Below are 20,145 nucleotides of genomic sequence, written 5' to 3' on the forward strand. Positions count from 1 at the left end.
CGTATTCTGTAAAAGACTGTTGCTCAATAAGTCATAGTCAAGGGTTGGCGACCTCACTACAATCGCCCCCAATTTCCGTTCGGCACTGCTTGCGAGTCGCAGGATTGAAGGAAGCCCCAGCGCTTTCTTTTGCTGACTTCGTCAAGTTTCGCCCAGCGGCGATACCGGGCGGATACCCCTCCGCGTTTTCCCGCACCAAATGGACTTGGTCTGAAGTACAGGCCTGTTGCCTACGAAACCATAAGCACCGCTAACACGCTTGAGCCAAGGTCCTGCAGTCGGACCCCAGGCAGGAGCGTATTCGGGCGCGAAATGCCTCACTTGGCAGGACGAAGTGTTGGCTACCAAAACACAAATTGCATTGAAGCAAGCTGATCTAGAGGTCGTGAGATGAGTAAAAAGCGTTACCCCAGACTGTTTGGCATATTGCCCTTTTTAGGCATGCTTTTACTCAGCGGGTGCAACTGGACCCTGCTCGACCCGAAAGGTCAGGTCGGCATTGAGCAAAAGAACCTCATCCTCATCGCTACCGGCCTGATGTTGCTGGTGGTGATCCCGGTCATCATCATGACCGTGGCCTTCGCCTGGAAGTACCGTGCTTCCAACAAGGCTGCCACCTACACCCCGGACTGGTCGCACTCGACCAAGATCGAGGCTGCGGTGTGGATCATCCCGATCCTGATCATCATTGCCCTGGGTTATGTCACCTACAAGTCCACCCACAAGCTGGACCCATACCGTCCGCTGGATTCGGACGTGAAGCCGATCCAGATCGACGTGGTCGCACTGGACTGGAAGTGGCTGTTCATCTACCCGGAGCAGGGCATCGCGACGGTCAACAAGATCAACTTCCCGGCTAACACCCCGGTCAACTTCCGCGTCACCTCCGACGCCGTGATGAACTCGTTCTTCATCCCGGGCCTGGGCGGCCAGATCTACGCCATGGCCGGCATGACCACCAAGTTGCACCTGATCGCCAACGAAAACGGCGTGTTTGACGGTATCAGCGCCAACTACAGCGGTGCTGGCTTCACCGGCATGAAATTCAAGGCTACTGCCACTTCCCAGGAAGACTTCGACAAGTGGGTCGCCGAAGTGAAGCAGTCGCCTCTGAAACTGGGCAAGGCCGAGTACGAAGCACTGGCCAAACCTAGCGAATACAACCCAGTCGCGCTGTACAGCGAGGCGCCAGCGGAGCTGTTCCAGACCATCGTCGACAAGTACGAAGGCATGAACCGCGGCAAGCCGGTCCACGAAGAAGCAGGCAGCAAAGATCTGGCCACCACCACGGGTGTGGAATCGAGTACGCAACCAGCTGCCGGTGCAGAGGAGTAAGAGATGTTCGGTAAATTAAGCCTGGAGGCGATACCCTATCACGAGCCGATAGTCATGGTGACGCTTGCCATGATCGCGCTCGGCGGTATCGCTGTCGTCGGCCTTATCACCTATTTCCGCAAGTGGACCTACTTGTGGACCGAGTGGCTGACCACGGTCGACCACAAGAAAATCGGGGTGATGTACATCATCGTCGCGATGGTCATGCTGCTGCGCGGCTTTGCCGACGCCATCATGATGCGTACCCAGCTGGCTGCTGCTACCGGCGGCTCCGAAGGCTACCTGCCGCCTGAACACTATGACCAGATCTTCACCGCTCACGGTGTGATCATGATCATCTTCATGGCGATGCCGTTCTTCACCGGCCTGATGAACCTTGCGGTTCCTCTGCAGATCGGTGCACGTGACGTTGCCTTCCCGTTCCTGAACTCCCTGAGCTTCTACCTGCTGCTGGCAGGCGTGCTGCTGGTCAACATCTCGCTGGGCGTTGGTGAATTCGCCAAGACCGGCTGGGTTGCCTATCCGCCGCTCGCGGGCATTCAGTACAGCCCTGGGGTGGGTGTCGACTACTACATCTGGGCGCTACAGCTATCCGGATTGGGTACGACGCTAACCGGTGTGAACTTCCTCGTCACCGTGATGAAGATGCGCGCACCAGGCATGAAACTGATGGACATGCCGATCTTCACCTGGACCTGCACCTGGGCCAACGTGCTGATCGTCGCTTCCTTCCCGATCCTGACCGCTGCACTCGCACTGCTGACTGTTGACCGTTATCTGGACTTCCACATTTTCACCAACGAGCTTGGTGGGAACCCGATGATGTACGTCAACCTGTTCTGGGCGTGGGGTCACCCTGAGGTTTACATCCTGATCCTGCCGGCCTTCGGCGTGTTCTCGGAAGTGACTTCGACCTTCTCCGGCAAGCGTCTGTTCGGCCACCACTCGATGATCTATGCATCGGGCGCGATCGCCATCCTGGGCTTTGCCGTATGGCTGCACCACTTCTTCACCATGGGTGCCGGCGCCAGCGTCAACACCTTCTTCGGCCTGGCGACGATGCTGATCTCCATTCCGACGGGTGTGAAGCTGTTCAACTGGCTGTTCACCATGTACCAGGGCCGTGTGCGCTTCACCGCACCGATGATGTGGACCCTGGGCTTCATGATCACCTTCTCCATTGGTGGCATGACCGGCGTTCTGCTGGCTGTTCCAGGTGCTGACTTCGTGCTGCACAACAGCCTGTTCGTTATCGCTCACTTCCACAACGTGATCATCGGTGGTGCGGTATTCGGCTACATTGCCGGCTTCGCCTTCTGGTTCCCGAAAGCCTTCGGCTTCACCCTGAACGAGAAGTGGGGCAAAGCTGCCTTCTGGTTCTGGATCTCGGGCTTCTACGTAGCGTTCATGCCGCTGTACGCCCTGGGCTTCATGGGCATGACCCGTCGTCTGAACCACTCCGACAACCCGCTGTGGGAACCCTACCTGTACGTTGCCGTCGTCGGCGCCGTGCTGATCCTGTTCGGTATCGCTTGCCAGCTGATCCAGATCTACGTTTCGGTCCGCGACCGCAACCAGAACCTGGACGTGACCGGCGACCCATGGGGCGGCCGTACCCTGGAATGGTCGACTTCGTCGCCACCTCCGTTCTACAACTTCGCCCACATGCCTGAGAAAGTTGGCCTGGACTGCTGGCACGAAGCCAAAGAAGCCGGTGTTGCCTACAAGGCACCGGGCAAGTACGAGCCGATCCACATGCCGAGCAACACTGCTACCGGCTTGTTCATGGGCCTGTTCCTGACCGTCTTCGGCTTCGCCTTCATCTGGCACATCTGGTGGCTGGTGGGCGCGAGCCTGGTTGCGACCATCGCTGTCTTCGTTCGCCACGCTGCGCGTGACGACCAGGGCTACATGGTTCCGGCCGAAGAAGTGGCGCGCATCGAAGGCGAGCGCATGAAAGCGCTGGCCAAAGCAGGTGCTCTGCCTGCCGGCGCACGTGTCGAATCGTTTGAGCGGGTGTAATCAATGTCCAGTCAAGTAATCCACGGCGCTGCTCATGGTCACGACCATGGGCACGACGATCACCACCACGACTCGGGCCAGATGACCGTACTCGGTTTCTGGCTGTACCTGATGACCGACTGCATCCTGTTTGCGTCGCTCTTCGCCACCTACGCGGTGCTGTCCGGCAGTTTTGCCGGCGGCCCGTCGGGTCATGACATCTTCCAGCTCGATTTCGTAGCTGTAGAAACGCTGTTCCTGCTGCTGTCCTCGATCACCTTCGGCTTCGCCATGCTGAAGATGTTCGACGGCAAGAAAGCAGGCGTGCTGGGCTGGTTGGCAGTGACCTTCCTGTTCGGTGCTGCGTTCATCGCGATGGAAATCTACGAGTTCCATCACCTGATCGCTGAGGGCTACGGCCCGCAGCGCAGTGGCTTCCTGTCGGGCTTCTTCGCCCTGGTAGGTACCCACGGCCTGCACGTGACCGCCGGCCTGATCTGGATGGCAATCATGATGTACCAGATCAACAAGCACGGCATCACGCCGACCGCCAAGACCCGCATGAGCTGCCTGAGCCTGTTCTGGCACTTCCTGGACGTGGTCTGGATCTGCGTATTCACCGTCGTTTACCTGCTGGGGGTTCTGTAATGGCTAACGCACACGACACTCATCACGAAGGTAACCACGGCAGCGTGAAGTCCTACATGATCGGCTTTGTACTGTCGATCATCCTGACCGCGATCCCGTTCGGCCTGGTGATGTACCCGAGCCTGCCGAAGAACCTGACCGTCCTGATCGTGGTGGCCATGGCCGTCATCCAGGTGGTAGTGCACCTCGTGTACTTCCTGCACATGGACCGCTCGAAAGAGCAGCGTTCCAACGTGTCGACGTTCCTGTTCACCACCATGGTGATTGCACTGCTGGTCGGCCTGTCGCTGTGGATCATGTTCAGCATCCACTACGAAATGATGGCCAAGTGAGGTAAGACTGCATGTCCGTTAAGCACTTTATCCAAATCACCAAACCGGGGATCATTTTCGGTAACGTGCTTTCCGTGGCAGGCGGTTTCTTCCTTGCCTCGAAGGGCCATATAGACTTCGCCCTGTTCCTGGCGGTGGTAATAGGTACGTCCCTGGTGGTTGCGTCCGGTTGCGTGTTCAACAACTGCATCGACCGCGACATCGATATCAAGATGGAACGTACCAAGAACCGCGTCATGGTCCAGGGCGGCATGTCGCTGACCCTCGCGCTGGTCTACGCCACCCTCCTCGGGGTGGCGGGCTTCAGCCTGCTGTATGTCCAGGCCAACCCGCTGGCGGCGTTCTGTGCGCTGATCGGGTTCATCGTCTATGTCGGTTTCTACAGCCTCTGGCTGAAGCGCAAATCGGTGCACGGCACCTTGGTTGGCAGCCTGTCCGGTGCCATGCCTCCGGTGATCGGCTACTGCGCCGTGAGCAACAGCTTCGACCTGGCGGCAGTGACCCTGCTGGTGATGTTCAGCCTGTGGCAGATGCCGCACAGCTTCGCGATCGCAATCTTCCGCTTCAAGGATTACAGCGCTGCCAACATTCCGGTCCTGCCGGTGGCACGCGGTATTCTTGCGGCCAAGAAGCAGATCGTGCTGTACGTGCTGGCCTTCGTGCTCGCTACCCTGATGCTCACCCTCGGCGGTTACGCCGGCCTCGGCTACCTGGCCGTGGCAGCTGCCATGGGCCTGTACTGGCTGTACATGGCCTGGGCTGGTTACAAGGCCGAGGACGACAGCAAGTGGGCCCGCAAGGTGTTCGGCTTCTCCATCCTCACCGTTACCGCCCTGAGCGTGATGATGGGTGTGGACAGCCAGACCGCTGCGGACGTGCTGATGACCTACGCACGCTGATACAGTCGCCTGTTACACGAAAACCCCGGCCATGTGCCGGGGTTTTTTTTTCGATTCTGGCCCTATCATCGGCTTGGAAACATAAATCTCTGGTTTTCAAAAAATACATCTGAAAAGTTCTAACAAAACAGGATTATGTCCTTTACAGTCATACTGTTTCGGCATTATCTTCTGATCCAGGCCGCCACATCGGCCAGCGTCGCTCGGACGGTTCCGGGCGCTTACGTACTCAGAGGAAACCATGGCCGACCAAGGTTCGCCGCGCCGCTTTGCGCGCATCGATCGTCTCCCCCCCTACGTCTTCAACATCACTGCCGAGCTCAAGATGGCTGCCCGCCGCCGTGGCGAGGACATCATCGACCTGAGCATGGGCAACCCCGATGGTGCTACCCCGCCGCACATCGTCGAGAAGCTGGTGCAAGTCGCCCAGCGTGATGACACCCATGGCTACTCAACCTCTCGCGGCATCCCGCGGCTGCGCCGTGCCATTTCCAACTGGTACAAGGAGCGCTATGAGGTCGACATCGACCCGGAAAGCGAAGCCATCGTCACCATCGGCTCCAAAGAGGGCCTGGCGCACCTGATGCTCGGTACCCTCGACCATGGTGACACCGTGCTGGTGCCCAACCCGAGCTACCCGATCCACATCTACGGCGCAGTGATCGCCGGTGCCCAGGTGCGTTCGGTGCCGCTGGTGCCCGGTGTCGACTTCTTCAATGAACTCGAGCGCGCGATCCGCGAGTCCATCCCCAAGCCGAAGATGATGATCCTCGGCTTCCCGTCCAACCCTACTGCCCAATGCGTGGAGCTGGACTTCTTCGAGCGCGTGGTGGCCTTGGCCAAGCAGTATGACGTGCTGGTGGTGCACGACCTGGCCTACGCCGATATCGTCTACGACGGCTGGAAGGCACCGTCGATCATGCAGGTACCGGGTGCCAAGGACATTGCCGTGGAGTTTTTCACGCTGTCCAAGAGCTACAACATGGCCGGCTGGCGGATCGGTTTCATGGTCGGCAACCCTGAGCTGGTCAGCGCCCTGGCGCGAATCAAGAGCTACCACGACTACGGCACTTTCACCCCCTTGCAGGTCGCGGCGATCGCGGCGCTCGAAGGTGACCAGCAGTGTGTGCGCGACATCGCCGAGCAGTACCGCCAGCGCCGCAACCTGTTGGTCAAAGGCCTGCACGAGCTGGGCTGGATGGTCGAAAACCCCAAGGCGTCGATGTATGTCTGGGCCAAGATACCCGAGCAATACGCCCACCTGGGGTCGTTGGAATTTGCCAAGAAACTGCTGGCTGAAGCCAAGGTGTGTGTCTCGCCGGGCATCGGTTTTGGCGATTACGGTGATGACCACGTGCGCTTCGCCCTGATCGAAAACCAGGACCGGATTCGCCAGGCGATACGGGGCATCCGGCAGATGTTCCGGGCTGATGGCCTGAGCCGCAAATAGTGCAGTTTCAGGGGCCGCCATGCGGCCCCTGATGTTTGCCGGATCGACGGCAAACTATTTTTCGTTGCCCCTCTTCTCAGCCGACCTGGCTTCGATTACAAATGGCGCCGCGGGCCAGCCCCGATAACAATAACCTTCCCCTTCCGTGCCATCATGTCCGAATACAACCCTTGCCTTGACTGCGGCGCCTGCTGCGGGTACTTCCGTGTGTCCTTCTTCTGGGGCGAATGCCAGTCAGCCGGTGGCGTTGTGCCCGATGACCTGGTGGTGCAGATCAACCCAACCCGGGTAGCCATGATCGGCACCGATGCCAAGCCGTGCCGCTGCGTCAGCCTCAAGGGCGAGATCGGCACCGAGGTGGCGTGCACCATTTACGCCAACCGTTCCAGCCCTTGCCGTGAGTTCGAAGCGTCGTGGGAGGGGGGCGTACACAACCCCAGTTGCGACGATGCACGTGCTGCTTATGGTTTGCCGCCGCTGACGCCACCGGGGGCCAACGAGCCGCATTGGCCGGATGACGGGGCCGAGGTGGCCTGACCACCGGCGACACGGTCATCGTAGGAGCGGCCTTGTGTCGCGAAAGGGCCGCAAAGCGGCCCCAGCGATACCTGTGGCGACGCTAAAATCCTGAGGGCGCTTCGCCCCCTTTCGCGACACAAGGCCGCTCCTACAACAATCGCATCGCCAGTCATGTGTAAGAAGTTTCTGAACCTGAAACCAAATGCTTCAGAAAGACGGGCTTGGCGAATTATCCTACGATGCGTGTCGGATGCCGCCTGATAGGCGGGGAAGGACTACAGCGATAACTTCACGGTTCGCCCATATGGCGAGCGAGTGTGAGAACTCGTTGTTGGTAGTCGGCCGTTTTTATGGCAGCTGTGCGCGTGCAGGCTTAGGCCTGACCGTGGTGACTCCAACACGGGCTTCTCACCTCGCGCACGGCTGCCACCCCAATCTGTGAGAAGGACCAGGGTGGTTGCTCCTAGAAATGTCATTGGAGTTCACCATGAAAAAAATCGTACCCGATCCACCCGACAGCTTCCCCATTCCCTACATCTCGATAATCGCCGACCTTTCCCTTGAAGACGCCAAGGCCAATGCCGCCGCGCTAATGGACAGCCTTTCGCGCACCATCGAGCTGTACCTCAGCACCGTGGGCGAAGACCAACGCAAGGTGGTGCTGGATAACATGGGCATCCACACCGAGCTCCTGCGGGCCCTTTTCGGCCATATGAGCACGTTGGAGAGGGCGCATGAGTGATGACCTGAAAGCGCGAACCACGGTTGGCCAAGAGACGTTTCTCGATCTGTATGCCATCCAGCCGGGAGTGCCGCTCGATCACGCGTTTGACGAACTTTCCGTTCTGCTTGGGTGCATTCGGCACTTGAGTGAGGAAGCCGAGATGGAGGGCAACCTCGTTGCCGGCAGCGCCGCGCGCATTCTAAGTGCCATGGCCAAGGCGCTGATCAATGACATGGAAATGGGCTTGAACCGCGGGGCCTGAAGCATGTTCGCCCAGCGCACTTGAGATCGAGCGCCGCCCGCGCGGCGCTCAGTCTTCAATACCCCCTGAAACACCAGGCATGCCCCAGCCCTCCCACATGACGTTAAACTGTCATTTCCCCAGCAATGGACAGGAGATGCGGCGTGACCCCACCCCGAAGTTTCCCCACCGACCTCTGCCTCGACAGCCCGCGCCTGCAGTTGCGCCCGATGCGCCACGCCGATGCCCAGCAATGGCTGACGATCATGGCCGACCCCGAGGTCATGCGCTATTGGCACCATGCCCCCTGGCAAGACCTAGCCGAGGCACAAAGCGCCCTGGCTGCCGACCGCGAGGCCTATGCCAATGGTGACCAGCTCAAGCTGGGCATGTACCGCCGTGACACTGGCGAACTGATCGGCATGGTCCAGCTGTTCAACATCGATGACACCTCACGCCGTGGCGAGATCGGCTATTGCCTGGCCAGCGCAGTGCAGGGCAGGGGCTACATGGACGAGGCACTGACCTGCTTCATCGACTACCTCGCCCATACCCTGCACATGCGCCGCCTGGAGGCCGAGATCGACCCGCGCAACAATGGCTCGGCACGTACGCTGGAGCGCCAGGGCTTCGTCCTTGAAGGCACTTTGCGCGCACGCTGGTGCGTGGCGGGTGAGTTGTCCGACTCGGGCATTTACGGGTTGTTGCTCGAGCCACCCGTTGCATGACGGCTTTTTACCTCACCTTCAGCCTTGCCCTGTATTTGCTCGGCCTGTGTTTCGATGGCGCGCTGATGAGCGCCGGCAGGCACATGCCGGCCTTGCAGATGTTGCTGTACGGGCCATGGGGCGTTCCGTTCGGGCTGTTTCAGTGGTTTGCCAACCCGCTGCTGGCAATCGCAGTCCTTGCCCACCGGCGTTTCCGCCGCCTGGCGCTGCTAGCCGGGTTGGCTGCGTTGTACCTGGCGGCCAGCAGCTTTGGCATCGAACGGCTGCCGGATAACATCAGCTACGCGTTTCAGGACCGTACGGGCTTTGGTGCCGGTTTTTACCTTTGGCTGGCGTCTATCGTGGTGTTCTGCGCAGGGCAGGCATGGCATGTCTGGAAGGCGCGCAGTGCACAGGACATGCCGGGCTGGCGCTGGCTCGACGTGGCGCTGATCGCAGCACTGGCGCTGGCGTTGTATGCCGCCACGCAAATGCCGTCGCTGCGCTTTGTGCCCGGCAAGGTACTGATGCCTGCGGAGCAGCCGCAGGCGTTTTGATATGGACCAGGAGATGGCGATGAGCAAGCAGTATCTGATGGGGTTGGCCTTGGCATGTTGCATGCCTGTGGCAATGGCCGAGGACAACTCGCCGAGCTATACCCAGTGCATGGACAAGGCTTCCAGTACGCTGGCCATGAGCAGTTGCATCCAGGCCGAAACCCAGCTGCAGGATGCGCGGTTGAACCGGGTTTACAAGCAACTGATGGGCAAGCTCGAAGCGGAGCCGAAGAAGAGCTTGCGCGATGTTCAGCGCCAGTGGATCGCTTACCGTGATGGCAACTGCAAGTTCCACGTGCAAGCCAGCGGCGGGACGATGGCCCAGCTCGAAGGCGGGATGTGTGGGCTGGACATGACCCGCGAGCGGGCGGCAGAGCTGGAGCGGGTGCTCAGCCCTGGGCAGTGATGTTGCCTGTGCGGGCGCCATCGCTGGCAAGCCAGCTCCCACAGGTACAGCGCAGAACTCAAGAACTGCGCGGCCCCTGTAGGAGCTGGCTTGCCGGCGATGGGCCGCAAGCGGCCCCTAGCGCTTGCGAGCCTTGAGGTACTCGCGCACCTGCACAGCATCCCCTGCAAACTCCACCCGGTCCGCCTTGGCATCACGCTGGTAGGCATACATCGGGTCGTAGTATTCCTTCAGCAAGCCCTCGATCCACCCCCGGTGCAGATCGATGCCACCGCTGCGCTGCTGCTCATCCAGCGCCAGGCGCATGATCTCGGACAGGCGCTGGTAGCGCTCGCCACCCAGGCGCTTGTGAATGTTGCTCATGCTCTGCAGCAGGCGCTCAGTGAACAGCCGGCGCCCGAGTTCTTCGCCATGTAGCGCGACGAACTCGGCGCACAGGTTGACCACGTAGTCACGCAGAATGCGTTCGACACGGTTTTCGAAGCTGTCTTCCAGCCACACCAGCGGGTATTGCTGCATGCCCTGGTACAGCTCCAGCGGCACGGTGCAGCTGCCGACAATACGGCCCTCGTCCTCCAGCACGAACTGCTCAATACCACGTGCGCGTTTCTTCAGCACGTCGATGGCCAGCTTGTTCTCGAAGTCGATCTGCGCCGGCTGTGCGGTGGCGCGTTTGCCGAAGCTCGAACCGCGGTGGTTGGCATGGCCTTCAAGGTCGATCACGTTGTTCAGTTGGTGCAGCACATCGGTCTTGCCGGTGCCGGTGAGGCCGCCGACCAAAACGAAATCGCATTGCTCCACGGCCTGCTGGGTTGTATCCAGCAGGAAAGTACGCAGGGCTTTATAGCCACCCTTGATACGCGGGTAGGCGATGCCCGCTTCGTCGCGCAGCCACTGCTGGACGATCAGCGAGCGCAGGCCGCCGCGGGCGCAGTACAGGTATCCATCAGGGTGGGCCTTGGCAAAGCTGGCCCAGGCATGCAGGCGCTCGCGCTTGATGGTGCCGCTGACCAGTTGGTGGCCAAGGGTGATGGCTGCGGCCTGGCCCTGCTGCTTGTAGCAGGTACCGACCTTTTGCCGCTCCTGGTCGGTCATCAGCGGCAGGTTGACGACGCCAGGGAAGGCGCCCTTGGCAAATTCGACGGGCGCACGCATGTCCATCATCGGCACGTCGTCGAGGAACAGCTGGCGAAAGTCGGTGCAGTCGTGGCGCATCAGTTCACCTCGACTGCGTGGCTCTGTCGCTCGGCCAGCAGGCCGATCGGCGCAAGGTCCAGGCCAAGGTCGGCGGCAACGGCAAGGAACGCCTGCTCACCTTCGGGGGTGACCGCCACCAGCAGGCCGCCGCTGGTCTGCGGGTCGCACAGCAGGTGCTTCTGATCGTCGGTCAGCGCGCCGATCTTGTGCCCGTAGCTGTCGAAGTTGCGCAGGGTACCGCCGGGGATGCAGCCCTCGGCCATGTAGTGCTCGATGCTCGGCAGCCGCGGGACGGCCGCGTAGTCCAGGTGCGCGGTCAGCCCGCTGCCCTCGGCCAGCTCGACCAGGTGGCCGAGCAGGCCGAAACCGGTCACGTCGGTCATCGCCTTGACCCCGTCGAGCTTGCCAAAGCGGCTGCCGGGGGTGTTGAGGGTGCACATCCAGTCACGGGCCAGGCCTTGGTCCTGCTCACGCAGCTTGGCCTTTTTCTCGGCGGTGGTGAGGATGCCGATGCCCAATGGCTTGGTCAGGTACAGGCGGCAACCCACTGTCGCGGTGTCATTGCGCTTGAGGTGGCGCTTGCTGACCACGCCGGTGACGGCCAGGCCGAAGATCGGCTCGGGGGCATCGATCGAGTGCCCGCCGGCCAGTGGGATGCCGGCTTCGGCGCACACGGCGCGGCCACCGCGGATCACTTCACGGGCCACTTCTGGTGGCAGTACGTTGACCGGCCAGCCGAGGATGGCGATGGCCATCAGCGGGTCGCCGCCCATGGCGTAGATGTCGCTGATGGCGTTGGTGGCGGCGATGCGGCCGAAGTCGTAGGGGTCATCGACGATGGGCATGAAGAAGTCGGTGGTGGACACCACGCCGCGCTCATCGTCCAGGGCGTACACGGCGGCGTCATCGCGCGAGGCGTTGCCGACCCACAGGTTCGGGTCCAGGGCCTGGGCGCCACTTTCGGCCAGGATCACATCCAGCACCTTGGGGGAGATCTTGCAGCCACAGCCAGCACCATGGCTGTACTGGGTCAGGCGAATCGGCTCGCTCATTACGCACCTCATTTTTCGTGATGCGCGATTGTAGCAAAGCTGGCCTTTGCGTCTGTGCCACTTATAATCCATCACCGTCTGCCTATCGCCGACACTTTCCCCGCTATTGAACCGGAGAATCCCATGCTCAAACGCCCTCTGGCGCTCGCCGCCGGCCTCGTGCTGTCCTGCTGTGCCGTTGTCGCCCAGGCCGCTGATACCTTGCGGGTCAGTGCCATCCCCGACGAAGCGCCGACCGAACTGCTGCGCAAATTCGAGCCGCTGGGCAAATACCTGTCCCAGCAACTGGGCATGCAGGTGAAGTTCGTGCCGGTGGCCGACTACCCGGCAGTGGTTGAATCACTGGCCAGCGACCGCCTGGATCTGGCCTGGCTGGGTGGTTTCACCTTCGTTCAGGTACACCTCAAAGACCCGACCGCCACACCGTTGGTGCAGCGTGAGCAGGACGCCCAGTTCACCTCCAAGTTCATCACCGCCAACCCGGATGTAAAGAGCCTGGCCGACCTCAAGGGCAAGTCCTTCGCCTTCGGTTCGATTTCGTCCACCTCTGGCAGCCTGATGCCGCGCTACTTCATGCTCAAGGAAGACAACATCAAGCCTGAGGGCTACTTCAGCCGCGTGGCCTATTCCGGCGCCCACGACGCAACGGTGGCCTGGGTCCAGGCCGGCAAGGTCGATGGTGGCGTGCTCAACGCCAGCGTCTGGCAGAAGCTGGTCGACGCCGGCAAGGTCGATACCAGCAAGGTCAAGGTGTTTGCCACCACTCCGACCTACTACGACTACAACTGGACCGTGCGCGGCAACATGGACCCGGCGCTCAAAGACAAGATCAAGCAAGCCTTCCTCGCCCTGGACCCTTCGAACCCGGAACACAAGAAGATCCTCGACCTGCAGGCCGCCAGCCGTTTCATCGAAACCAAGCCTGAGAACTATCAGGGCACCGAGCAGGCGGCACGTGAGGCCGGCCTGCTCAAGTGACTATCACGCTGCTCGACGCGGGCCTGCGCCACGGCCAGGTTCGCGCGCTCGACTCCGTCTCTGTGCGTATCACCCAAGGTGAGCGGGTCGCGATCATCGGCCCTTCGGGGGCTGGCAAATCCAGCCTCCTGCACCTGATGGCCACTGCCGTACAGCCCAGCGCAGGGCGCCTGGACGTGTTGGGTGAGCAGCCTTGGGCGTTGTCGGCAAAGGCTCGCCAGCGTCTGCGCGCCAGGGTCGGCCTGGTACATCAGGCACCGCCCCTGCCGCCTCGCCAGCGGGTGGTGACTGCTGTACTGGCCGGCCGTCTGGGCCAGTGGGGTACGCTGCGTTCGTTGCTCAACCTGGTGTACCCCACCGATGTGCAGGGCGCACGCCAGGTGCTGGCCGAGCTGGGCCTGGCGGAAAAGCTGTTCGTCCAGTGCGGGCAGCTTTCCGGCGGCCAGTTGCAGCGCGTCGGCATCGCCCGCGCGTTGTATCAGCGGCCCGAGGTACTGCTGACCGATGAACCGGTTTCAGCAATGGACCCCGTGCTGGCCGAACACAGCCTGGCCCTGCTCAACCGCCATGCCCAAGCCTACGGCGTGACGCTGGTAGCCAGCCTGCATGCAGTGGACCTGGCCTTGGCACATTTCCCGCGGGTTATCGGCATTCGTGAGGGCCGGGTGGCGTTCGACTGCTCTGCCGAGGCTGTGACCGAGCAGATGCTCGATGCGCTCTATGCCAACGAGCAGCTGGGGTCGCCACTGCCCCAGGCCCCGACCCTGGCTGTGCAGATTCCGCGATGCTGAAGGCCAGCGCCCGCGATCCGGCGTTTGTGCCGCGCCTGTTGGTCGCCCTGGTTGCGCTGGCCCTGCTGTGGCCAGGGGCGCAGTTGAGCGAGCTGAACCCAGGCGTGCTGCTGCAAGCGGAAAACCGCCAGCAGATTGCCAGCTTCACCAGCGCCTTCTGGCCGCCGGCGCATGATGGCGAATTTCTCGAACTGCTGTATGAGGCGACCCTGCAGACTTTGGCTGTAGCCACTGCCGGCATGGTACTGGCGCTGCTGCTGGCGGTCCCGGCGAGCCTGCTGGCCAGCCGGGCCTTGTCGTTGCGCGCAGCCTCTCGTGGTGGCCGTTCCGGCGCCTGGTCCCGCCTGCTAAGGATGCCGGTGCGCGGGCTGTTGATTTTCCTGCGCAGTGTGCCCGAGATCGTCTGGGCGTTGCTGTTCGTGCGTGCGGTAGGGCTGGGGCCGACGGCGGGGGTGCTGGCCATCGCCATCACCTACAGCGGCATGCTCGGCAAGGTCTATGCCGAAATTTTCGAATCGGTCGACCAGCGCCCGGCGCATGCCCTGCTGCAAGCGGGCAGTGGCCGGCTAACGGCGTTCTTCTACGGCATCCTGCCCAGTGCCGGCACGGAGCTTGTGTCGTACACCGTCTACCGCTGGGAGTGCGCGGTGCGCGCCTCGGTGGTGATGGGTTTCGTTGGTGCCGGGGGCTTGGGGCAGCAGATCGACCTGTCGATGCGCATGTTCGCAGGCGGTGAGGTGGCAAGCATGCTGCTCGCCTTCTTTGGCCTGGTGCTGCTGGCGGACCTGCTCAGCCGCTTCTTGCGGGGACGCTTGGCATGAACCGGGTGATCAATCTGCTGGTGATGGCTGCCCTGGTTGCTGCGGTAATCGCCTCGTTCAGCTATCTGGACCTGGACCTGCAGGCGCTGGTGGGTAACGGCGGGCTGGGGCAGATGGCCGAGTATGCCGGGCGTTTTCTGCATCCGGACGTTACCGCCGAACACCTGCAAGCGGTGGGGCGCGGTGCCCTGGAAACCCTTGCCATGTCCGGGCTGGGTACGCTGCTGGCAATGGTGCTGGGCATGCTGCTGGCATTACCCGCAGCGGGGCGTTTCGGTTGGCCGCTGCAGGCTGCGGCGCGCCTGCTGCTCAATGCCCTGCGTGCCATTCCCGAGCTGGTGTGGGCCGCGTTGATGGTGCTGGCGGCAGGGCTTGGCCCCAACGCCGGGACGCTCGCGTTGGCACTGCATACGGCAGGTGTGCTTGGCCGGTTGTACGCCGAGGCGCTGGAAAATACCCCGGCCGAGCCAGCGGCGGCGATCCGCCTGCAAGGTGGCGGGCAACTGGCGGCGTTCTGCTTCGGCACCTTGCCCAACCTGTGGCCGCAGTTGCTGGCCTACAGCTTGTACCGCTGGGAAAACAACATCCGGATGGCCAGTGTGCTTGGGCTCGTTGGCGCAGGGGGGCTGGGGCAGATGCTCTATACCACCCTGAGCCTGTTCCAGGAGGCCCAGGCCAGCACGGTGATCTTGGCCATGCTGGTGCTGGTACTGTTGGTGGACGTGTTGAGTGATGTCATGCGCCAGCGCTATGTGCGGGCCTGAATGCATCAGCCCCTAACTCCCCGCACTGCGCTTCACGCTGCATCGACTCCAGGTTGCGCTCGATGGTCTCGCAAATGGTGTCCATCTGGATCTGGTGTTCACTGAAGCGGAACGGGCTTTGCAGGTCGGTGCCGATCCGCTCGATGGCTAGCAGCATGAACCCGACCACGGTAGACGCCAGTGGCGTGAACCAGCCCAGCGATTCGACCAGGCCCACGGGCACGATCAGGCAGAACAACGAGATGAACAGCCGCGGAAAGTACACGTAAGGGTAGGGCAGTGGTGTATTGGCGATACGTTCCATGCCGCCTTGGGCGTTGGACAGGTCCACCAGCGTCGATTCGAGCCGCGCCAGGCGAATGCTGTCCAGCCGCCCGGCCTTGTATTCGCGGGCGAGCAGGGCTGCCGAACCGCTGAGGATATCGTTGGCGAAATTGTTCGAACGGTTGCGCCGCTCGAACTCCCCGGGCGGGATGAACGCCATCAGTTCGTCGGGGCAGGCTTGGCCTTTGAGGTGCGCCGCCAGGCAATTCACATAGGCGATATGCCGGCGCAACAAGGTGGCCTTGACCGGGTTCAAGCCGTCATCCGGGTCGTCGATCAGCGTCAGCGTCTGCCGAGCGAAGCTGCGTGAACTGTTCACCAGCGCGCCCCACAAGGTGCGCGCCTCCCACCAGCGGTTGTAGGCGCTGCTGTTACGAAAACTCACCAGCACCACCAGCGCCGAACCCAGCAATGTCAGCGGGATCAGCGGCAGGGTGAACTTGCTGTTGAGGAACAGCATGAAATCGATGGTGACCAGCACGTCCCAGATCAGCAGCCAGAACAGCGACCAGCCGATGTAGCCGAAGGTCTTCACCACCAGGCGATACTTGCGGGCGATGATTTCTTTCACGCGGGGAACCTCGACAGGGGGATGCAGGATCGGACGTCGAGGGTCGAATAAGGTTCGGTGGTGGATGTTGCAAGAAGTTTTGATTCCGCCAACGCGACCCTTTTGCCATCCGGCGCCTGCCATGGCAGGTCCCTTTGCATGAGTCGTGCTGGCCTCATCATATGCCAGGCTGAGCAATGTGCCTGAGCTCAGGTTCAATTCAAGGCTTGGCGGCGACCACGACATACCCCTTGACTGCGGCAGGCGCGGCCTTGGGCTTCGTTTTATTGGCCAGATACTGGAACCTGCGCCATTCCTTGTCGATTTCGCTAAACGACATGAACACGCTGATACGTTCTTTGTCGGCAAGGTCCGGGCGGTTGCGCGCATCGATTTCATCTTTGGCGATGAACGCGACATTGATCCCAACGACCTTGCCGTCATCGGCGAACACCGGGCCACCGGACATGCCTTTGACCATCGGGCCATCGTGCACCGAATAGAACACGCTGCCTGGCGTGCCTTCCAGGCGTACCAGTGAAGCCAGGGTTTGGCCTTTGCCCTGCACCGGCATCATCAGGCTGTTGAAGCCGACCGCTGTCACGGACTCGCCCGGCACATACTGGCGCCAGAGCGGCACCCGGGCAGCCTTGTGCTTGAAGAACACCACATCACCCAGGCCTTCATGAACCACGTTGCGCAGGAAGGGGGTGTGCTTGGCGGTTACCGCATAGTCTTCGTTCCACTGGATGGCAGTGGCCATCAGCAACATCGGCAGCGGTGCACCGGAGGTGACCACGAAAGCCTGATCGTAGACGGGGTCTGACACGTAGGACGTTGGCACTCCATTGCACCCACTGAGCAGCATCATTGCTGCCAGGCAGGGCACAGTTGATTTCATGATTTGCACGAGTATTGAGAAATGGGAGCGCGACTATGGCTAAGTGCTATTACGCTATCAATACTTTCTGTGTATATCCGACGAATGACATCTTAGGTGGGGGTGACGGTGCTGGCCAATAGAATCCAGGCATGGCTGGAGGTGCCGTGGTCATTGGGGTGGCGTCAAAATCGGCGGGCTGAAAAGGGCTTGCATTGATGGGTGAACTGGCCTCAGCTGCATTGAGCTGCATTGAGCTATATCCGGAGACGCCATGACATTGCCAAACAAGATTCTGAGAGTGCTTCAGAACGATCAGAGCCTAAGATCGCGCGAGATCGCCGAGCGTCTCGATGCGAGTTGGTCCACAGTCAAGCGTCACCTCGATGCGTTGTTGGAGGCAGGTCAGGTTCAGCGGGAGAAGGACGGACGCATCACGCGTTATCGCCTGGTCACAGCAGTTGCCCAATTACCAGATAGTGCGCCTGCGCAGCCTCTTTCTGCTGAGCTGCCTTGGTCGCCTGCGAGTCTCGCCCTGCGCAAGTCTTTGACTCGTCCATTGGCAATGCGCGAAGTCGTCACCTATCACCGCGACCTTGTAGACAGCTACCAGCCGAACCAGACTGCCTGGCTGTCACCCAGCTTGACGGTTGTACTCGAGGCTGAAGGGCGGATGAGGGGGCAGCAGCCAGCCGGCACCTACGCGCGCAAAGTACTCGAACCTTTGTTGATTGACCTGTCATGGTCCTCGTCACGCTTGGAAGGCAACCGCTATACGCTGCACGACACCCAGAGGCTGTTCGAAAGTGGTGTGACGCAGGGGGATCTGGATGCGGTCATGTTGCTCAATCACAAGGCGGCCATCGAATTCATGGTCGATGCAGTGCCGGAATACGGGCTCAACTCAGCCGTGATCCGCAACTTGCATGGCTTGCTGATGCAGGATCTGCTGGCAGACAGCAATGCCCTGGGCAGTATTCGCCAGACAGTAGTGAACATCAGCGGTACGACCTATTTCCCAACCCAGGTGCCCTCACTGCTGGAAGAGATGTTCGAGTTGATACTCGACAAGGCGCGTCAGATCAAGAATCCCATCGAGGCGGCATTCTTCTTGTGGATAAACCTGGCCTACCTGCAACCGTTCGAAGATGGCAACAAACGCACAAGTCGATTGGCGGCGAACATACCGCTGATGCTCTACAACTGCTCGCCTTTGTCGTTCCTTGACGTAAACCCGCAGGACTATGCTCTGGCGATGATGGGGGTGTACGAGCAGCGTGACATGGCGATGGCGGCGGATCTGTTTGTCTGGGTCTATCGCAGGTCGATCAGCAAGTATGGCGTGATGCTTGAAGCAATGGGGGTTCCCGACCCTGTTCGCCTGCAGTATCGAGAGGTGTTGAACGAGGCGATTGGTGCCATCGTACGTGACAGGCTGACAGCCGGTTCAGTGGTAGCGGGGCTGCCTCTTTCAGAGGACGAGAAAAGGCAGTTTCAGCCTTTGTTGCAGGCTGAACTGGATATCCTGGCGCTGCACAACTGCGCCAGGTATCGGCTGACCATGAGGCAAGTAACTGAGTGGATCAAGGCAGGGCGACCCTCATGATTTCACGTGCCTGGTTATTGAACCCTCGCCCCGTTTTTGCAAGATGGTAGGGAGAGCCCTCTGGTCAAACGGCAGGCATAAAAAAACCGACCATAAGGTCGGTTTTTTCCGGATCTTGGTGCCCCGAGGGAGACTCGAACTCCCACTCCTTTCGAAAACGGATTTTGAATCCGCCGCGTCTACCAATTCCGCCATCAGGGCGTGTGGCGCGCAGTATAGAGAGGTGCTTCAGGTCGGTCAATCGGCTTTCATGGTCAATTTTCACGCATTGGGCTAAACTTCCCGGCCCTGCCGAACCCGAACATCATCATGCGCGTCGCCGATTTTTCCTTCGAACTCCCCGATTCCCTGATCGCCCGCCACCCTCTGGCCGAGCGCCATGGCAGCCGACTGCTGGTCCTCGATGGGCCGAGCGGGGCGCTGGCGCACAAGCAATTCACCGATCTGCTCGACTACCTGCGCCCCGGCGACCTGATGGTGTTCAACAACACCCGGGTGATCCCGGCGCGGTTGTTTGGCCAGAAAGCCTCCGGCGGCAAGCTGGAAGTGCTGGTCGAGCGTGTGCTCGACAGCCACCGCGTGCTCGCCCATGTGCGTGCCAGCAGGGCGCCCAAAGAAGGCGCGGTGATCCTTATCGACGGCGGTGGCGAGGCCGAAATGGTTGCGCGCCACGACACGCTGTTCGAACTGCGCTTCACCGAAGAGGTGTTGCCACTGCTCGAGCGTGTCGGGCACATGCCGCTGCCGCCCTACATCGACCGCCCGGACGAGGGCGCCGACCGTGAGCGTTACCAGACGGTGTACGCCGAACGCGCAGGTGCCGTAGCCGCGCCAACCGCTGGCCTGCACTTCGACCAGGCGCTGCTGGACAAGATCGCCGCCAAGGGCGTGGAGCGCGCCTTCGTCACCCTGCATGTGGGGGCTGGCACCTTCCAGCCGGTGCGGGTCGACAAGATCGAAGACCACCACATGCATAAAGAGTGGCTCGAAGTGAGCCAGGATGTGGTCGATGCCATCGAGGCCTGCCGGGCCCGGGGTGGCCGTGTGGTCGCGGTTGGCACCACCAGCGTACGCTCGCTGGAAAGCGCTGCGCGCGATGGCGTGCTCAAGGCCTTCAGCGGCGATACCGACATCTTCATCTACCCAGGCCGGCCGTTCCATGTGGTCGATGCCCTGGTCACCAACTTCCACCTGCCGGAGTCCACGCTGCTGATGCTGGTCTCGGCATTCGCCGGTTACCCCGAGACCATGGCTGCCTACGCGGCGGCGGTCGAGCAGGGGTACCGCTTCTTCAGTTACGGTGATGCCATGTTCATCACCCGCAATCCGGCGCCACGCGGCCCAGAGGATCAAGCATGAGTCG

The 20,145-nt window shown here is 61.2% G+C and carries 22 protein-coding genes and 1 tRNA gene; 18 read left to right on the forward strand and 5 right to left on the reverse strand.

Going from position 1 to position 20,145, the window contains the following annotated elements:
* Positions 1 to 390 precede the first annotated feature (390 nt).
* The 12 genes from cyoA (at position 391) to IWW33_RS15630 (ending at position 9,819) form a co-directional block, all read left to right on the forward strand.
* Positions 391 to 1,335 (forward strand): ubiquinol oxidase subunit II, encoded by a 945-nt coding sequence (gene cyoA / locus IWW33_RS15575; RefSeq protein ID WP_012316183.1) that lies wholly within the window; start codon positions 391 to 393, stop codon positions 1,333 to 1,335.
* Between the two features lie 3 nt (positions 1,336 to 1,338).
* Positions 1,339 to 3,357, forward strand: a complete 2,019-nt coding sequence (gene cyoB / locus IWW33_RS15580; RefSeq protein ID WP_115273905.1) for a cytochrome o ubiquinol oxidase subunit I — start codon at positions 1,339 to 1,341, stop codon at positions 3,355 to 3,357.
* Positions 3,358 to 3,360: 3 nt separating this feature from the next.
* Positions 3,361 to 3,984, forward strand: coding sequence for a cytochrome o ubiquinol oxidase subunit III (gene cyoC, locus IWW33_RS15585; RefSeq protein ID WP_012316181.1), 624 nt, complete (start codon positions 3,361 to 3,363; stop codon positions 3,982 to 3,984).
* Positions 3,984 to 4,316, forward strand: coding sequence for a cytochrome o ubiquinol oxidase subunit IV (cyoD, locus tag IWW33_RS15590; protein ID WP_012316180.1), 333 nt, complete (start codon positions 3,984 to 3,986; stop codon positions 4,314 to 4,316). Before cyoC ends, cyoD begins: the two co-directional genes overlap by 1 nt.
* An 11-nt stretch (positions 4,317 to 4,327) precedes the next feature.
* Positions 4,328 to 5,215 carry a heme o synthase gene (gene cyoE, locus IWW33_RS15595; protein WP_174141572.1) on the forward strand — a complete coding sequence of 296 codons (888 nt, stop codon included), beginning with the start codon at positions 4,328 to 4,330 and terminating at the stop codon, positions 5,213 to 5,215.
* A 241-nt stretch (positions 5,216 to 5,456) separates the two neighbouring features.
* Positions 5,457 to 6,665 carry an alanine transaminase gene (alaC, locus tag IWW33_RS15600; RefSeq protein WP_046784500.1) on the forward strand — a complete coding sequence of 403 codons (1,209 nt, stop codon included), beginning with the start codon at positions 5,457 to 5,459 and terminating at the stop codon, positions 6,663 to 6,665.
* 153 nt (positions 6,666 to 6,818) lie between these two features.
* The gene (locus tag IWW33_RS15605; protein ID WP_012316177.1) at positions 6,819 to 7,202 is read left to right on the forward strand and encodes a YkgJ family cysteine cluster protein; all 384 of its coding nucleotides are present in this window, start codon (positions 6,819 to 6,821) and stop codon (positions 7,200 to 7,202) included.
* 469 nt (positions 7,203 to 7,671) lie between these two features.
* Positions 7,672 to 7,926, forward strand: a complete 255-nt coding sequence (locus tag IWW33_RS15610) for a hypothetical protein (protein ID WP_174141571.1) — start codon at positions 7,672 to 7,674, stop codon at positions 7,924 to 7,926.
* Positions 7,919 to 8,170, forward strand: coding sequence for a DUF3077 domain-containing protein (locus IWW33_RS15615; protein WP_012316175.1), 252 nt, complete (start codon positions 7,919 to 7,921; stop codon positions 8,168 to 8,170). The genes IWW33_RS15610 and IWW33_RS15615 overlap by 8 nt, the downstream gene beginning before the upstream one ends.
* Positions 8,171 to 8,313: 143 nt before the next feature.
* Positions 8,314 to 8,877, forward strand: a complete 564-nt coding sequence (locus IWW33_RS15620) for a GNAT family N-acetyltransferase (protein WP_012316174.1) — start codon at positions 8,314 to 8,316, stop codon at positions 8,875 to 8,877.
* Positions 8,874 to 9,413 carry a hypothetical protein gene (locus IWW33_RS15625; RefSeq protein ID WP_174141570.1) on the forward strand — a complete coding sequence of 180 codons (540 nt, stop codon included), beginning with the start codon at positions 8,874 to 8,876 and terminating at the stop codon, positions 9,411 to 9,413. The genes IWW33_RS15620 and IWW33_RS15625 overlap by 4 nt, the downstream gene beginning before the upstream one ends.
* Before the next feature lie 19 nt (positions 9,414 to 9,432).
* Positions 9,433 to 9,819 carry a lysozyme inhibitor LprI family protein gene (locus IWW33_RS15630; protein ID WP_125923424.1) on the forward strand — a complete coding sequence of 129 codons (387 nt, stop codon included), beginning with the start codon at positions 9,433 to 9,435 and terminating at the stop codon, positions 9,817 to 9,819.
* Between the two features lie 117 nt (positions 9,820 to 9,936).
* On the opposite strand, the gene mnmH is transcribed toward IWW33_RS15630, so the two are convergent.
* Together mnmH and selD are read right to left on the reverse strand one after the other, a co-directional pair.
* Complete coding sequence (mnmH, locus tag IWW33_RS15635) at positions 9,937 to 11,034, reverse strand: tRNA 2-selenouridine(34) synthase MnmH (RefSeq protein WP_046784495.1); 1,098 nt, start codon at positions 11,032 to 11,034, stop codon at positions 9,937 to 9,939.
* Entirely contained in the window at positions 11,034 to 12,068 is a 1,035-nt protein-coding gene (selD, locus tag IWW33_RS15640) for a selenide, water dikinase SelD (RefSeq protein WP_115273910.1), read from the reverse strand. The genes mnmH and selD overlap by 1 nt, the downstream gene beginning before the upstream one ends.
* 123 nt (positions 12,069 to 12,191) lie before the next feature.
* On the opposite strand from selD, the gene IWW33_RS15645 reads away from it, so the two are divergent.
* The 4 genes from IWW33_RS15645 to phnE are packed head-to-tail and all read left to right on the forward strand — an operon-like array spanning position 12,192 to position 15,422.
* Positions 12,192 to 13,046: a putative selenate ABC transporter substrate-binding protein gene (locus IWW33_RS15645; RefSeq protein ID WP_012316169.1), complete on the forward strand. Its 855-nt coding sequence runs from the start codon at positions 12,192 to 12,194 to the stop codon at positions 13,044 to 13,046.
* Positions 13,043 to 13,837, forward strand: coding sequence for an ATP-binding cassette domain-containing protein (locus tag IWW33_RS15650; protein WP_046784493.1), 795 nt, complete (start codon positions 13,043 to 13,045; stop codon positions 13,835 to 13,837). Before IWW33_RS15645 ends, IWW33_RS15650 begins: the two co-directional genes overlap by 4 nt.
* Positions 13,831 to 14,658, forward strand: coding sequence for an ABC transporter permease (locus IWW33_RS15655; protein ID WP_012316167.1), 828 nt, complete (start codon positions 13,831 to 13,833; stop codon positions 14,656 to 14,658). Before IWW33_RS15650 ends, IWW33_RS15655 begins: the two co-directional genes overlap by 7 nt.
* Positions 14,655 to 15,422: a phosphonate ABC transporter, permease protein PhnE gene (phnE, locus tag IWW33_RS15660; RefSeq protein WP_119687747.1), complete on the forward strand. Its 768-nt coding sequence runs from the start codon at positions 14,655 to 14,657 to the stop codon at positions 15,420 to 15,422. Before IWW33_RS15655 ends, phnE begins: the two co-directional genes overlap by 4 nt.
* Here phnE and IWW33_RS15665 read toward each other — a convergent pair.
* Both IWW33_RS15665 and IWW33_RS15670 read right to left on the reverse strand, forming a co-directional pair.
* Positions 15,394 to 16,317 (reverse strand): bestrophin family ion channel, encoded by a 924-nt coding sequence (locus IWW33_RS15665; RefSeq protein WP_125923427.1) that lies wholly within the window; start codon positions 16,315 to 16,317, stop codon positions 15,394 to 15,396. The two genes, phnE and IWW33_RS15665, sit on opposite strands and share 29 nt — an antisense overlap.
* A 199-nt stretch (positions 16,318 to 16,516) precedes the next feature.
* Positions 16,517 to 17,164 carry a trypsin-like peptidase domain-containing protein gene (locus tag IWW33_RS15670; protein WP_042112114.1) on the reverse strand — a complete coding sequence of 216 codons (648 nt, stop codon included), beginning with the start codon at positions 17,162 to 17,164 and terminating at the stop codon, positions 16,517 to 16,519.
* 286 nt (positions 17,165 to 17,450) lie between these two features.
* On the opposite strand from IWW33_RS15670, the gene IWW33_RS15675 reads away from it, so the two are divergent.
* A complete protein-coding gene (locus IWW33_RS15675) occupies positions 17,451 to 18,782 on the forward strand; it encodes a Fic family protein (protein ID WP_174141569.1) in 1,332 nt (443 codons plus the stop codon).
* Positions 18,783 to 18,898: 116 nt separating this feature from the next.
* On the opposite strand, the gene IWW33_RS15680 is transcribed toward IWW33_RS15675, so the two are convergent.
* Positions 18,899 to 18,983, reverse strand: a tRNA-Leu gene (locus IWW33_RS15680).
* A 108-nt stretch (positions 18,984 to 19,091) separates the two neighbouring features.
* On the opposite strand from IWW33_RS15680, the gene queA reads away from it, so the two are divergent.
* Entirely contained in the window at positions 19,092 to 20,141 is a 1,050-nt protein-coding gene (gene queA / locus IWW33_RS15685) for a tRNA preQ1(34) S-adenosylmethionine ribosyltransferase-isomerase QueA (RefSeq protein ID WP_174141568.1), read from the forward strand.
* Positions 20,142 to 20,145: the final 4 nt, after the last annotated feature.

The sequence above is a fragment of the Pseudomonas sp. M2 genome (genome assembly GCF_015751845.1).
Classification (GTDB): domain Bacteria; phylum Pseudomonadota; class Gammaproteobacteria; order Pseudomonadales; family Pseudomonadaceae; genus Aquipseudomonas; species Aquipseudomonas putida_E.

Coding starts and splice junctions, on each gene's coding strand:
- cyoA (WP_012316183.1), top strand. CDS start 391: ATGAGTAAAAAGCGTTACCCCAGACTGTTTGGCATATTGCCCTTTTTA.
- cyoB (WP_115273905.1), top strand. CDS start 1,339: ATGTTCGGTAAATTAAGCCTGGAGGCGATACCCTATCACGAGCCGATA.
- cyoC (WP_012316181.1), top strand. CDS start 3,361: ATGTCCAGTCAAGTAATCCACGGCGCTGCTCATGGTCACGACCATGGG.
- cyoD (WP_012316180.1), top strand. CDS start 3,984: ATGGCTAACGCACACGACACTCATCACGAAGGTAACCACGGCAGCGTG.
- cyoE (WP_174141572.1), top strand. CDS start 4,328: ATGTCCGTTAAGCACTTTATCCAAATCACCAAACCGGGGATCATTTTC.
- alaC (WP_046784500.1), top strand. CDS start 5,457: ATGGCCGACCAAGGTTCGCCGCGCCGCTTTGCGCGCATCGATCGTCTC.
- IWW33_RS15605 (WP_012316177.1), top strand. CDS start 6,819: ATGTCCGAATACAACCCTTGCCTTGACTGCGGCGCCTGCTGCGGGTAC.
- IWW33_RS15610 (WP_174141571.1), top strand. CDS start 7,672: ATGAAAAAAATCGTACCCGATCCACCCGACAGCTTCCCCATTCCCTAC.
- IWW33_RS15615 (WP_012316175.1), top strand. CDS start 7,919: ATGAGTGATGACCTGAAAGCGCGAACCACGGTTGGCCAAGAGACGTTT.
- IWW33_RS15625 (WP_174141570.1), top strand. CDS start 8,874: ATGACGGCTTTTTACCTCACCTTCAGCCTTGCCCTGTATTTGCTCGGC.
- IWW33_RS15630 (WP_125923424.1), top strand. CDS start 9,433: ATGAGCAAGCAGTATCTGATGGGGTTGGCCTTGGCATGTTGCATGCCT.
- mnmH (WP_046784495.1), bottom strand. CDS start 11,034: ATGCGCCACGACTGCACCGACTTTCGCCAGCTGTTCCTCGACGACGTG.
- selD (WP_115273910.1), bottom strand. CDS start 12,068: ATGAGCGAGCCGATTCGCCTGACCCAGTACAGCCATGGTGCTGGCTGT.
- IWW33_RS15645 (WP_012316169.1), top strand. CDS start 12,192: ATGCTCAAACGCCCTCTGGCGCTCGCCGCCGGCCTCGTGCTGTCCTGC.
- IWW33_RS15655 (WP_012316167.1), top strand. CDS start 13,831: ATGCTGAAGGCCAGCGCCCGCGATCCGGCGTTTGTGCCGCGCCTGTTG.
- phnE (WP_119687747.1), top strand. CDS start 14,655: ATGAACCGGGTGATCAATCTGCTGGTGATGGCTGCCCTGGTTGCTGCG.
- IWW33_RS15670 (WP_042112114.1), bottom strand. CDS start 17,164: ATGCTGCTCAGTGGGTGCAATGGAGTGCCAACGTCCTACGTGTCAGAC.
- IWW33_RS15675 (WP_174141569.1), top strand. CDS start 17,451: ATGACATTGCCAAACAAGATTCTGAGAGTGCTTCAGAACGATCAGAGC.
- queA (WP_174141568.1), top strand. CDS start 19,092: ATGCGCGTCGCCGATTTTTCCTTCGAACTCCCCGATTCCCTGATCGCC.